Annotated in this window: 13 protein-coding genes, 1 pseudogene and 3 riboswitches; of the genes and pseudogenes, 11 read left to right on the forward strand and 3 right to left on the reverse strand. The window is 68.7% G+C overall.

The window, feature by feature from the left end; genetic code table 11:
- On the reverse strand, positions 1-491 hold a 491-nt coding region (locus tag AC5RV2_RS09275; RefSeq protein WP_494092089.1), incomplete at its 3' end, for an ATP-binding cassette domain-containing protein.
- Positions 492-852: 361 nt separating this feature from the next.
- Here AC5RV2_RS09275 and AC5RV2_RS09280 point away from each other — a divergent pair.
- On the forward strand, positions 853-1,218 hold the full coding sequence (locus tag AC5RV2_RS09280; RefSeq protein WP_494092090.1) for a VOC family protein: 366 nt from the start codon (positions 853-855) through the stop codon (positions 1,216-1,218).
- A gap of 140 nt (positions 1,219-1,358) precedes the next feature.
- On the opposite strand, the gene AC5RV2_RS09285 is transcribed toward AC5RV2_RS09280, so the two are convergent.
- Entirely contained in the window at positions 1,359-1,901 is a 543-nt protein-coding gene (locus tag AC5RV2_RS09285; RefSeq protein ID WP_494092091.1) for a helix-turn-helix domain-containing protein, read from the reverse strand.
- 119 nt (positions 1,902-2,020) lie between these two features.
- Between AC5RV2_RS09285 and AC5RV2_RS09290 the strand changes: the two genes are divergently transcribed.
- From AC5RV2_RS09290 to AC5RV2_RS09315, 6 genes are all read left to right on the forward strand, one after another.
- Positions 2,021-3,319: an alpha/beta hydrolase gene (locus AC5RV2_RS09290; RefSeq protein ID WP_494092092.1), complete on the forward strand. Its 1,299-nt coding sequence runs from the start codon at positions 2,021-2,023 to the stop codon at positions 3,317-3,319.
- A 138-nt stretch (positions 3,320-3,457) separates the two neighbouring features.
- Positions 3,458-3,874, forward strand: a complete 417-nt coding sequence (locus AC5RV2_RS09295; protein WP_494092093.1) for a CoA-binding protein — start codon at positions 3,458-3,460, stop codon at positions 3,872-3,874.
- A gap of 132 nt (positions 3,875-4,006) precedes the next feature.
- Positions 4,007-4,121: riboswitch (SAM riboswitch) on the forward strand.
- 149 nt (positions 4,122-4,270) lie between these two features.
- Positions 4,271-4,360, forward strand: a riboswitch (SAM riboswitch).
- Between the two features lie 88 nt (positions 4,361-4,448).
- Positions 4,449-5,864, forward strand: coding sequence for an LLM class flavin-dependent oxidoreductase (locus AC5RV2_RS09300; RefSeq protein WP_494092094.1), 1,416 nt, complete (start codon positions 4,449-4,451; stop codon positions 5,862-5,864).
- A 77-nt stretch (positions 5,865-5,941) separates the two neighbouring features.
- Positions 5,942-6,033: riboswitch (SAM riboswitch) on the forward strand.
- A 113-nt stretch (positions 6,034-6,146) separates the two neighbouring features.
- Complete coding sequence (locus tag AC5RV2_RS09305) at positions 6,147-7,205, forward strand: methionine ABC transporter ATP-binding protein (RefSeq protein WP_494092095.1); 1,059 nt, start codon at positions 6,147-6,149, stop codon at positions 7,203-7,205.
- Positions 7,202-7,894 carry a methionine ABC transporter permease gene (locus tag AC5RV2_RS09310; RefSeq protein WP_494092096.1) on the forward strand — a complete coding sequence of 231 codons (693 nt, stop codon included), beginning with the start codon at positions 7,202-7,204 and terminating at the stop codon, positions 7,892-7,894. The genes AC5RV2_RS09305 and AC5RV2_RS09310 overlap by 4 nt, the downstream gene beginning before the upstream one ends.
- 26 nt (positions 7,895-7,920) lie before the next feature.
- On the forward strand, positions 7,921-8,841 hold the full coding sequence (locus tag AC5RV2_RS09315; protein ID WP_494092097.1) for a MetQ/NlpA family ABC transporter substrate-binding protein: 921 nt from the start codon (positions 7,921-7,923) through the stop codon (positions 8,839-8,841).
- Between the two features lie 15 nt (positions 8,842-8,856).
- Here the strand turns inward: AC5RV2_RS09315 and AC5RV2_RS09320 are convergent, their stop codons facing one another.
- Positions 8,857-9,699: a DUF1206 domain-containing protein gene (locus AC5RV2_RS09320; protein ID WP_494092098.1), complete on the reverse strand. Its 843-nt coding sequence runs from the start codon at positions 9,697-9,699 to the stop codon at positions 8,857-8,859.
- A gap of 202 nt (positions 9,700-9,901) precedes the next feature.
- Here AC5RV2_RS09320 and AC5RV2_RS09325 point away from each other — a divergent pair.
- The 4 genes and pseudogenes from AC5RV2_RS09325 to AC5RV2_RS09340 form a co-directional block, all read left to right on the forward strand.
- Positions 9,902-10,304: pseudogene (locus AC5RV2_RS09325) on the forward strand (MmcQ/YjbR family DNA-binding protein).
- Between the two features lie 3 nt (positions 10,305-10,307).
- Complete coding sequence (locus AC5RV2_RS09330; protein WP_494092099.1) at positions 10,308-10,844, forward strand: DUF1990 domain-containing protein; 537 nt, start codon at positions 10,308-10,310, stop codon at positions 10,842-10,844.
- A 206-nt stretch (positions 10,845-11,050) separates the two neighbouring features.
- Positions 11,051-11,371 (forward strand): putative quinol monooxygenase, encoded by a 321-nt coding sequence (locus AC5RV2_RS09335; RefSeq protein ID WP_494092100.1) that lies wholly within the window; start codon positions 11,051-11,053, stop codon positions 11,369-11,371.
- 57 nt (positions 11,372-11,428) lie between these two features.
- Positions 11,429-12,142 (forward strand): SDR family oxidoreductase (locus AC5RV2_RS09340; RefSeq protein ID WP_494092101.1); only part of this gene is annotated, 714 nt, incomplete at its 3' end.

A 12,142-nucleotide genomic window follows, 5' to 3' on the forward strand; every position in this document is an offset into this window, starting at 1 on the left:
TGGGCCATGCCGCCGGAGACCTCGCGCGGCCGGTGCTTGGCGAAGGCGGCCAGGCCGACCAGGTCCAGCAGCCGGGCGACCTTGGACTTGCCCTGCTTGGCGCTGGAGCTCTTGGGCAGGCCGATGGCTACGTTGGCCTGCAGGGTGTGCCACGGCAGCAGCCGGGGTTCCTGGAACGCGACGGCGCAGCGGGAGTCGATGCCCTGGACCGGCGTGCCGTCGATTTCCACGGCGCCGGCGCTGGGGGCGTCGAGGCCGGCGGCGGCGCGGAGCAAGGTCGACTTGCCGCAGCCGGACGGGCCCAGGATGGCGAGCACCTCGCCGGGACGGACCTCGAAGTTCACGTCGCGCAGCACGGTGTGGGCCTGGGCCCCCGTGCCGAAGGTGCGGTTCAGGCGGCGGAAGGAAACGGCCAGGGCGGCGTCCGAACGCGCCGCGGGTGCAGCGGAAGTGGGAGCCGACTGGCGGGACGACGACAGTACTGCAGTCATTGGATCACTCCATCGATCCTGGCAGTAGCACCCTACGGATCAAGCCGTGCGGCCCGGCTTTCGCCGGCCGTACCCGTGGCTTGTCACCTCGTTATCACCGGCAGCCTGGGTGGGCTTCCGGTGACCAGGGTTGCTGCGGCGTCGTCGATCCAGGTCTCTCGGCCGCTCGGGATGGTCACCACTAACTAAACGGTACCCGCGGCGCTCCCGGCAAACCGCCCGTAATAATGACCCGTAACAAAGGAGCGACGACACTCTGCCGTAACACAGGCGCGACCCGCTCGTGGGGGAACCGGCCGGCGAGACAACCGCGGCACGGCTATCCATGGACGCAACTTCGGCGCGTTGGCAGGATGACCGCATGAAAAACAGCCGACAGATCATCGTATTCGACGCCGCCGACCTCGCGGCGGAGAGCACGTTCTGGGCCAGCCTCCTGGACGGGACGGTCGAGGCCGAAGACGACTGGCACACGGTCTTAGTGGGCGGCGAACCGCGGTTGGGATTCCAGCTTGCACCCAACCACATTCCGCCCGACTGGCCGGACGGGACGCCGCAGCAGATTCATCTGGACCTCTACATCGACGATCTCGCGGCCGCCCATGAACAGGCGACCTCGCTGGGCGCCAAGCTGCTGAAGCCGGCCGATGACCCGGCGGCCGCCTCGGGGTTCCAGGTGTACGCCGACCCCGCCGGACACCCCTTCTGCCTCTGCTGGGACGCGTAAGGCCGCTCTCCCGGGTCATCACGACGGCGGTGCCTCCGTTCGTTCGGGAGGCGCCGGCGCCGGTGCCTCCTCCCGCCCATGGGCCGCCGACGTCGGACGTTGCTCCCGGTGCGGGACCGGCGGACAAGCGGGCCGGGCGATCAGGCGGGCGGATCCGCCGGGATGAGGACCGTGGAGAACAGGCGGCGGTGCCGCCCCTCCTCCGGGCCGTTGGCCGCCACCTTCTCTGCGGCGGCCCTGATGGTGGAGGTGAATTCCTCGAACTCTTCGTCCGTCATCCAGAGGGCGGTCTGCCGGTAGCCGGCCCCGTCGCGCACGAAGTCCGGATTCCCCCCGGCGATGTATTGGTCGAAGGCCCCCAGCAGCCCGGCCACGAAGGTCATGAAGCCGCGCCGGTGGTCATCGGCCGTCATGGAGGCAAGGTCATCCTCGGCCACCGAACTCCTGGCCACGTCCAGCCGAAAGGTTCGTTCGGTGGTGCCGCGAACCGGCCTCTCCTGGGCCACCGCCAGCACGCCGGCCTTCGAAAGCGTGCCGATGTGCCGGTAGAGCGTCGCGGTGGGAATGTCGGGAAGTTCGGCGGAGATCTCCGCCGTGGTCAGCTCACGGTTGCCCAGCAGCGCCTGGACGATCCGCAGGCGTACCGGGTGCAGGATCAGGTCGGCGCTCGGTGAGGAGGACATGGCTCAACGTTCTCACAGTTGACATTGTTCCCACAACTGATAATAATCGTACTGTCCGGCAGGCAAGCCGCGACCAAACGACCAAGACACGAGCAATAAACGACCCGAAGGGAGTCGCAGTGGCGGCGATAGTGGTGGGGAACAAGGAGGTTCTGCTGGAGCTGGACCGGTTCGAGAAAATCGCGGGGCTGCTCGGCGACCAGCGCTTCCCCTTGTCCGCGGTGACCTCCGTGCGCGTGCTCGCGGACGCGTTCGACGGCGTCCACGGCCTGCGCGCTCCCGGGCTTGCGATCCCGGGACGGACCCGGGTGGGAACCTGGCGCGGACGCGGCAAGACCCTCGCCGTCGCCCGCCGCGGCACCCCGGCGGTGCAGCTGGACCTGGACGGGCAAAAGTACGCCCGGGTGGTTGTGTCGCTTCCCGACGCCGAGGATGTTGCGGCCCGGATCCGTGCCGCCGCCGGCCTGCCCGCCGGTCAGCCGTTCACCGAAGAAGTGGTCGCCTTCCCGTCCGGGACCGTTGAGCTGGCGGGGACCTGGGCCGAGCCGGCCGGAACGGTCCGCGGCGCGGCATTGATCCTGCCCGGCTCCGGACCGATCGACCGCAATGCCGACCACAAACGGATGCCGTTGGGCATCAGCCGAGACCTGGCGGCGGCGCTTGCCGGCCACGGAATCGCGTCCCTGCGCTACGACAAGCGCGGTACCGGCGGCTCGGAAGGAACCTTCTGGGCGGCCGGTTTCCGTCAGAACACCGACGACGCCGCAGCCGCCCTCCGCTGGATGGCCGCCCAAAAGGCCGCGGGCGTGCCGGTGTTCCTCGTCGGCCACAGCGAAGGCAGCTACCACGCGGCGGCCGTGGCGGCCGATCCCGGCACACGGGTGGATGGGGCTGTGCTGCTTTCGGCCTCGGCACAGACGGGCTTCGAGACAGGCAGATGGCAGACAGCCCAGATCAGCGACTCGCTGCCCGCATTCCCGCGCTTGCTGCTGAAGCTCCTCCGCCAGGACCTGGTCAAGATGCAGGCGAAATCGGTGGAAAAACTCCGCACCACCACCGAGGACGTGGTGCGCATGCAGGGCCGCAAGATCAACGCGCTCTGGCACCGGGAGTTCCTCGACTTCGACCCCGTTCCGAACTTGGAGCGCCTGCAGGTGCCGGTGCTGGCTGTCACGGGAGCCAAGGACGTGCAGGTGGACCCGGCCGACCTGGACATCATCGCGGCCACCGTTCCCGGCCCGGTGACCACCAGGAAGATCGAGGACCTGTCGCACCTGCTGCGCCGCGACCCGAAGGCCCCGGCCCTCTCCGACTACAAGCGCCAGATCCGCGAGCCCGTGGACGCTGAACTGCTCGACCTGGTGGGGAACTGGGTGGCGGAGCACGCCGACGCAGCGGCGGCCCAGTTGGCTGGCTAGCCCCAAACCATCGACTATTCGGCTGGCGCCCCTAAACCGACGGTTTGAGGGCGCCAGCTGACTCCTCGATGAGGGCGGCTGCGGGGGAGAGGACCAGCGACGGTTCCGGTGCCGAAGAGTCGCAGGTAGGGTGGCGCCATGGCACACCAAAATGACCCCGAGGCCGTCTACCGGCTGCTGAGCACGCCGGGCCGCTGGGCCGTCGTCGGCCTGTCCACGAACCCGCACCGGGTGGCCATGCGCATCTCCCGGTACCTGATGGACCAACTGGACATGGAAGTCGTCCCCGTCAACCTGCAGGGCGACGACGTCCTCGGCCTGACCGGTTACCAAAAGCTCGGGGACATTCCCGGCGAGATCGACGTGGTGGACTGCTTCGTGAACTCCCAGAAGGTCGGCCCGGTGGTGGACCAGGCCATCGAAATCGGTGCCAAGGCGGTGTGGCTCCAGCTGGGCGTCGTCGACGAAGCCGCGGCGGAACGGGCCAAGGCGGCCGGTCTGGACGTCGTCATGGATACCTGCCCGGCGATCGAGGCCCCGCGCCTCGGCCTTTAGGTCGGGTGAGCTCGGTGCCCGCCCGACGCGGCCCGCCCGCACGATGAGGCGCCCGTAACATTACGCCCCGGAAGGTCACGGCCTGTCACGTGGTTCCCTGCGCCGGATCGGCCCCGGCATACTCGACTCCGAGATCAAGAGTCCCAACGACAAGCTCTGGCTGGTTGGGCGGCAACCCTCTCCCGTAGCGGGGTGCCCCAGATGAGGATCCGGCCGCGCACAACACCGTGCCCGGCAAGTACGGCCCCCTCCGGGCTGCGCCCCAACCGTGACGGTTGCCGCGCCGCAGCTCCGGCGGGAGCCCCGCCGAGAGGAGCCACACCGGCGTCGTAATTCTTACCCCGCGTGACGCAGGACATTTCCCTTCCGGCACCCCAAGGTGTCCAATGGGAGACGTACCCATCCAGAGCGGCCGAGAGACCTGGCTTGTTGACGCCGCAGCAACCCCCTCCCTGAGGAAGGTGCTACCGCCAGGACCGATGGAGAAGCTCGATCTCTCGTTGGTCTTCCGTTGGCAGCCGCATGCCCGACGGAGGGCCGGCGCGGGCTCTTCTCATCAGAAAAGGAGCCTGACATGACCGTGAACAACCCGCAGCCCAACCCCCGGCGCCAGATTCGTTTCAACGCCTTCGACATGAACTGCGTGGGCCACCAGTCGCCCGGACTATGGCGCCACCCGCAGGACAAGTCCGCCACCTACAACACCATCGGCTACTGGACCCATCTGGCCAAGGTGCTGGAAAAGGGCCTCTTCGACGGCCTGTTCATCGCCGACGTGCTCGGCACCTACGACGTGTTCGGCTCGTCCAACGAGACGACGCTGCGCGCCGGCACCCAGGTCCCGGTGAACGATCCGTTCATGCTGGTCTCGGCGATGGCCGCGGTGACCGAGAACCTCGGCTTCGGCGTCACCGCCGGCACCGCCTACGAGCACCCCTACCCGTTCGCCCGTCGCCTGGCCACGCTGGACCACCTGACCAACGGGCGGGTCGGCTGGAACGTGGTCACCGGTTACCTGCCCTCGGCGGCGCGCAACATGGGCCAGGAAGACCAGCTGGAGCACGACGAGCGGTACAACCACGCGGACGAATACCTCGAGGTCATCTACAAGCTGCTCGAGGGCTCGTGGGAGGACGACGCCGTGGTCAAGGACGCGGAGACCGGCGTCTTCACCGACCCGTCCAAGGTCCACGAGATCCGGCACGAGGGCAAGTACTTCAAGGTTCCCGGCATCGCCATTACCGAGCCGAGCCCGCAGCGCACCCCGGTCATCTTCCAGGCCGGCGCCTCCAAGCGCGGCACCGAGTTCGCCGCCGAGAACGCCGAGGCGGTGTTCGTGACCTGCCCCACCAAGGAGATGCTCGCCGCATCCGTGAAGAAGATCCGCGACGCCGTGGAAGCTGCCGGGCGCGACCGCTACGACGTGCGCATCTACGCGATGCAGACCGTGGTGACCGGACCGGACACCGCCGCCGCGCAGGCCAAATTCGAGGACTACAAGTCCTACGCGGACATTAACGGCGCGCTGGCGCTGATCTCCGGCTGGATGGGCATTGACCTCTCCACCTACGGCCCGGACGACGTGATCGGCGGGAACGTGAAGTCCAATGCCATCCAGTCCTCGGTGGAGACGTTCCAAAAGGCGTCCGGCGACAGCGGCAAGCCGTGGACCATCCGCCAGCTGGCCGAATGGGTCGGCGTCGGCGGTTTCGGCCCGATCACCGTCGGCTCCGGCGCGGAGGTGGCCGCCAAGCTCGTGGAGTGGGTCGACGAGACCGACGTGGACGGGTTCAACCTGGCCTACGCGATCACCCCGGGCACCTTCGAGGACATCGTGGAATTCGTCGTGCCGGAGCTGCAGAAGCTGGGCGCCTACCCCACGCAGTACGCGCCGGGGACCCTGCGCAACAAGCTCTTCGGCCGCGGCGACAAGCTGCCGGAGAGCCACCGGGCGGCCGGCTTCCGCCTGCAGAACGCGCTGGTCGACTAAGCCTGGGCACGAACAGAACCAGCTAACAACGACGCCGGTGCGCCGCCCCTTCAGGGGGCGGGCACCGCCGTCGGCAAGAACCATCCAGAGCGGCCGAGAGATCTGGCTCGATGACGCCGCAGCAACCCCGGCAAATGCCGCACGGTGCTACCGCCAGAACCGATGGAGAACCCGGGCGGGCCGGAACCGGCCGCGCCATGCCGGCGCGCCGTGATCGGCTGTGCCGCGGGGCTCCCTGACCTTCAGGAGCAGCATGAAAAGTTTTGCCGCGGGCGGTCCGCAATGATTGAAATCCGCAATCTGCACAAGAGCTACGACACACGACGCGGGACGGTCGAGGTGCTCAAGGGCATCGACTTGACCATCGAGCAGGGGGCGATCACCGCCGTCGTCGGCCCGTCCGGCGCCGGCAAGACGACCCTCTCCCACTGCATCTCCCTGCTGGAGAAACCGACCTCCGGCCAGGTGCTGGTGGACGGCCGCGACCTCTCCGCCCTGTCCGGGCAGGCCTTGCGCGGCGAACGCCGCGCCATCGGCACGATCTTCCAACACTCGGCGCTGCTGCGCCGGATGACGGTGGCGGAGAACGTGGCGCTGCCGCTGCGCAACCTGGGCGTGGTGCACTCGCAGATGGAGGACCGTGTGGCCGAACTGCTGGACCGGGTGGGCCTGCTGCAGAAGGCCGGCGCCTACCCCGGCCAGCTGTCCGGCGGCCAGAAGCAGCGGGTCGGCATCGCCCGGGCGCTGGCACTGCGCCCCCGGATCCTGCTCTCCGACGAATCGACGTCGGGCCTGGACCCGGAGTCCACGCAGCAGATCCTGGACCTGCTGGACGACGTGCGCACCGAACTGGGGCTGTCGGTCATCCTGATCACCCACGAGATGGACGTGGTGCGCCACGTCGCCGACCAGGTGGCCGTGCTCGCCGGCGGTCGCGTGGCGGAGTACGGGCCGGTCGGCGCCCTGGTGGCCGATCCGGCCTCCGCCGCCGGCCGCCAACTGCTGCCAATCCGCGCCCTCCCGCTGCCGGCCGGCTTCGACTACGCGCTGTCCGTCTCGTACCGGCACGGGCCGGTGGACCCGGAGTGGATGTCCCGCCTGTCCACCGGCCTCGGTGTACGCGTGGCGCTGCTCGGCGGCTCGGTGGAAGCCCACGGCGAAGCGGTGCTGGGCCGTGCCGACATCGGGATTGCCGGCCGTCCGGAGGCCGATGTCCGCGCCTACTTGGCCAGCCTGGGCCTTACCGCAGAGGCACGCTACCGTGCCGCGGACGCGGGGGCAACGCCGCCGTCGGACGTGAAGGAAGACGCAAGGAACGAGAAAATCGGGGTGCGCGCATGAAGCCGGCAGAAACCGCCGCCGTCGGTCTGGACACGCCCTGGGCAGACTTGCCCGCGCTGCTGCTGCCGGCCTACGGCGAAACCTGGGCGATGGTCGGCATCGTGATGCTCATGGTGATCCTGGTCGGCGGCGCCACAGGCGTGCTGCTGTACAACACGGACGGCCGCGGCCTGTTCCCGCGGCCGCGCCTGCACGGCACGCTCAGCTGGCTCGTCAACATGGGCCGCTCGCTCCCGTTCCTGGTGCTGATGGCCGCCATCATCCCGCTGACCAAGTGGGTTACCGGAACGACCATCGGCATCGCGGCAGCCGTGGTCCCGATGACGCTGGCCGGCATTCCGTTCTTCGCCAGGCTGGTGCAGAATGCACTCAACGATCTGCCGCGCGAGAACATGGCCGTCGGGCTGGTCACGGGCAGTTCCGCCGGGCAGATCATCCGCCAGACGCAGTTGCGCGAGGCCCTGCCCGGCCTGACGTCTGCGGTCACGCTCAACACTATTTCGATGATCGAATACTCGGCGATCGCCGGAACCATCGGCGCCGGCGGCATCGGCTACCTGGCCGTCACTTACGGCTACCAACGGTTCGACACCCATGTCATGGCGGCCACCATCGTTGTCCTGATCATCACGGTGCAGCTGGTGCAGTTTGCCGGCGACCGAATCTCCCGCGCGCTGCTGCGCCCCTAGCAACTGACCAACAGGAGCACTACATCATGAGCACCCCTTCCGCCGGGTCCGGCCACGACCACGGTTTCACCCTGCGCAAGCAAACCACCGCCTTGCCGTGGAGCATTGCCGCCCTTGCCGCCGTCGTCGCACTGGTCCTGGGACTGCTGCTGGTGCAGCAGCAGTCCCGGCCGGCTGTCGCGGCCTCCGGCGGCGAGGTCACCTCGCCGCTGAAAGTCCACTTTGAACCGGCGATGGCGGGGGAGGAGAAGATCCTGAAGTTCGTCGCCGAGGAAATCGCCCCCGACTACGGCGTGGAGATCGAGGCAGTAGGCCTGCAGGACCCGGTTCAAGCCAACCGCGCGGTGGCCGATGGGCAGTTCCACGCCACCATCTTCGAGCACCAGTGGTACATGCAGCAGTCCGCCGACGCCAATGGGTTGGAACTGACGCCGACGGTGGAGCTGTACCAGTGGGGTTTCGGCCTCTACTCAACCCGCTACGGCTCGGTGGAAGACCTGCCGCGCGGGGCGGTGCTGCTGCTGCCCAACGACGCCGCCAACCAGGGCCAGGCGCTGTGGCTGCTGCAGCGGGAGGGACTGCTAAAGCTGGATCCGGCGGTGGAGCCGCGAACGGCAAAAATCCGCGACGTTACCGGTAACCCGCGCGGCTTCGAACTGAAGGAAGCCGACCTGCTGGCGATGCCGCGGATGCTCGACTCAGTCGATGCTGCGATCGGCTACGTCTCCCAGTTCGACGCCGGGAAGATCGGCCGCGACAAGGGCATCCTGTTCCCGGCGGCGCCGAAGACATTCGCCTCCCGCCTGGTGATCGGCACCCAGTTCGAGGACAGCGCGGAGAGTAAAAAGCTGATCGAGATCTTCTCCGATCCGCGGCTGGAGGAGTACCTGCGCACCACGGAGGATCCGCTGGTCAAGGACGTGCTGACGCCGGTCTCCACGGAGTAGGGCCGGCCGGGCGCGCTACATTTTGGCGTAGCGCGCCCGGGCACCCAGATACAGCCCGTAGCAGATCAGCCCGACGGCCACCACGGACAGCGCCGTCGAACCAAACGGCTGGTCACGCAGCGCCTTCAGCGCGCCGTCCAGGCCCTTCACGTCCTGCGGGTCGTTCTGCACAGCGGCGACTGCCAGGAGCAGCCCGAGCACAAACAACGCCAGCCCCTTGCCGACAAAACCGACAATGCCGAGCCAGGTCACGGCCGTGCCGGTGCTGCCCGGGGGTAGCCGTTTGAGGTCGCCCAGGAACTTCTTGGTCAGGCCCTTGAACACGTAGTAGACGCCGGACCCGATGATCACCGCGCCGATCAGGAACAGCACAACGGCACCGCCCGGCCACTGCATCAGCTTGGCGCTGGCGTCCTGCGAGCTCTCGCTGCTGTTGCTGCCGGAGCCCAGGGCAAAGCTGCCGAAAGTCACCGCTATCGCCCCGTACACGATGGCCAGGCCCACGCACTTCGCCCGGTAGCCCCACTTTTTCTTTTTGTCAGCCCGGCCGCGTCCGCCGAACACCGCTTCGCTGACCTGCCACAGGGCCAACGCCGCGGCGCCCAGCATGCCCGCCCAGAGCAGGAATTGTCCTCCCGGGCGCTGCGCCAGGCTTGAGGCTGCGCCGGACTGGTCCGCCTCGCCACCTCCGCCGAAGGCGAGCCGGAGCGCGATCGCGCCAATCAGCACGTGCAGCAGGCCGCTGGCCACGTAGCCGAACCGAGCCACCCGCTCGAACACCTTGGAATTGGCGGCGTCCTCGGTCTTGTCCTTCGCCCTGCCGGCCGCCCGCTTCGCTTCCCTGCCGGTGTCTGCCATGGGTCTCCTCTCCAAAGCCGTCGCCCGTTCCGAAACCCGCCGGCGGCACGGAAGCTCCGCCGTCGTTCCCCGTGAAACAACTGTGAAACCATCCTGCCACCGAAGTTGCCGCCGCGCACCGGCGCCGGACGCGGCGGGACGCGGCCCGGAGGCCGCAGGTGGTTCTCCCCCGGCGCGGGCCGGGAGCAGTAGGCTCGTACCTATGGACGCAACCGCCCTGCGCGCATTCTGCCTGTCCCTGCCCGGGGCGTTCGAGGACTCCCGTTTGGGCCCGAGTCGTCGGTGTTCAAGGTCCGGGCGGCGGGGCGGGCGGCGAAGATGTTCGCGCTCTCGGACCTGCAGGCGCCGCGGCTGAGCATCAGCCTCAAGTGCGAACCCGTGCTGGCGCAGCAGCTGCGCGCGGCGCATCCGGAGATCACGGGCGCCTATCACATGAACAAACGCACTGGAACGGCGTGCGCTGCGACGGCGGGCTGCCCGACGACATGCTGCGCGACATGATCGAGGACTCCTACGACCTGGTGGTGGCATCGCTGCCGCGCCGCGACCGCGAGATGCTGGGCTGGATGGGCCTGGCCCGGGGCGACGATGCGCGGCAGGACTGAGGGGTGAGGGCCAAGGACCTGGGCGGGGTTCCGCTGACGTACGACGGCGTGGGGCTGACCCGGGGGCGCACCGCGCCGCCGGGATACCGCGTCGTCGACGAGCGGATCGGCGTCGGCATGGGGGAAGACGCTTTTCACCGGCTGACCGAGGGGCTGATGGGGTGGGAAGTGCATCGCCTGGCCGGGCTGCGGGTGGATGCCACGGAGCCGGTGGCCGCCGAAGGCGTGGAGATGGTCTCCGGGTTCGGAGCCGGGCCGCTGCGGCTCGCCATCCCGTGCCGCGTGGTGTGGACGGAACGGACGCCGACCCGGACGGGCTTCGGCTACGGCACGCTGCCCGGGCATCCGGAGTCGGGGGAGGAAGGCTTTGTGGCTGTGCTGGAGGGGAGCGGGCGGGTGGTCTTCGAAGTGTTCGCGTTCAGCCGGCATGCCAACTGGTTCTACCGGGCAGGCGCGCCGGTGGCCGAGGCCGCCCAGCGGCTGGTCACGCGGCGCTATATTGCCGCGGCCCAGGCGCTCGCCGGCGGTCCGGCCCGCTGACCTCCCCTCATCCGGACCTCGTCTCCCCTTGGCGGTAACCCCCGGTTGGCGGTTACCCCGTTGGCCGGTGACCCCCGTTTGGCGGTTACCCCCGTCCACTATTCAATAAGCGGCCTTCTCAGCGTCGAAAAGGGCGTCAGTTGAGTAGTCGATTTTGTGCATGACAGGATGAAAAGACACCCCAACAGAAGAAAGGCCGATGCCGCGTGATTTTTATTGTGGTCAAGTTCAAGGTCAAGGACGAGTACGCCGACAACTTCCCCGAACTCGTGCGCGGGTTCACCGAGGCGACTCGTGCCGAGCCGGGCAACCTGTGGTTCGACTGGTCGCGCAGCGTGGAGGACCCCAATGAGTACGTGCTGGTGGAGGCCTTCCGGGACGACGCGGCCGAAGCACACGTGAAGAGCGACCACTTTAAGAAGGCCATGCAGGAGCAGCCGCAGTACCTGCAGGAAACGCCGCGGATCATCAGCCGCCAGGTCGAGGGCGACGACTGGGACTTGATGGGCGAAATGACCGTCGCCTAGCGGCCCCGGCGGCCGGAGGGGCTGGCAAGCGGCCGGTTCTTCGCCACAATAGGGCGCATGGAACAGTTCACGCCCCGCACCGCCATCGTCACCGGTTCCGACTCCGGCATCGGCCGGGCCACCGCCGTCGCCTTGGCCCGGGCCGGGCTGGACGTCGGCATCACCTGGCACTCGGACGAAGCCGGGGCCGAGGAGACGGCGCAGGAGGTCCGCGCGCTCGGCCGCAGCGCCGCCGTCGCCCAATTGGACACCACGGACCTGCCCGGCTGCGGCGACGTGGTCGATTCGCTCACGGAGCAGCTCGGCGGGCTGGACGTGTTCGTCAACAACTCCGGCACGGGCGCCTCGGAGCCGTTCCTGGAGCTGGACTATGAGACGTGGCGGAGAGTGGTCGCCACCGACCTGGACGGCGCGTTCGTGTGCATGCAGCGCGCCGCGCGCCGGATGGCTGCGGCCGGCCGCGGCGGCCGGATCATCGCGGTCACCAGCGTGCACGAGCACCAGCCGATGATCGGGGCGGCCCCCTACGACGCCGCCAAGCACGGCCTCGGCGGGCTGGTAAAGAACATGGCGCTGGAGCTCGGCCGGCACGGCATTACGGTCAACTCCGTCGCGCCGGGGGAGATCGCCACAACCATGACCGGCAACGAGGACGAAGATCCGCACCGCATCGACCGGCCCGGCATCCCGCTGGCCCGGCCCGGCGACGCCCGCACGTACACCTACGCCCAGCTGACCGAGGAGGTGAAGAAGGCCGCCAACGCGTTCGAG

The sequence above is a fragment of the Arthrobacter sp. Y3225116 genome (assembly GCF_059091245.1).

Bases quoted from the DNA above. Each gene is read 5' to 3' on its own strand.
- AC5RV2_RS09280 (WP_494092090.1), top strand. From the start codon at position 853: ATGAAAAACAGCCGACAGATCATCGTATTCGACGCCGCCGACCTCGCG.
- AC5RV2_RS09285 (WP_494092091.1), bottom strand. From the start codon at position 1,901: ATGTCCTCCTCACCGAGCGCCGACCTGATCCTGCACCCGGTACGCCTG.
- AC5RV2_RS09295 (WP_494092093.1), top strand. From the start codon at position 3,458: ATGGCACACCAAAATGACCCCGAGGCCGTCTACCGGCTGCTGAGCACG.
- AC5RV2_RS09300 (WP_494092094.1), top strand. From the start codon at position 4,449: ATGACCGTGAACAACCCGCAGCCCAACCCCCGGCGCCAGATTCGTTTC.
- AC5RV2_RS09305 (WP_494092095.1), top strand. From the start codon at position 6,147: ATGATTGAAATCCGCAATCTGCACAAGAGCTACGACACACGACGCGGG.
- AC5RV2_RS09310 (WP_494092096.1), top strand. From the start codon at position 7,202: ATGAAGCCGGCAGAAACCGCCGCCGTCGGTCTGGACACGCCCTGGGCA.
- AC5RV2_RS09315 (WP_494092097.1), top strand. From the start codon at position 7,921: ATGAGCACCCCTTCCGCCGGGTCCGGCCACGACCACGGTTTCACCCTG.
- AC5RV2_RS09320 (WP_494092098.1), bottom strand. From the start codon at position 9,699: ATGGCAGACACCGGCAGGGAAGCGAAGCGGGCGGCCGGCAGGGCGAAG.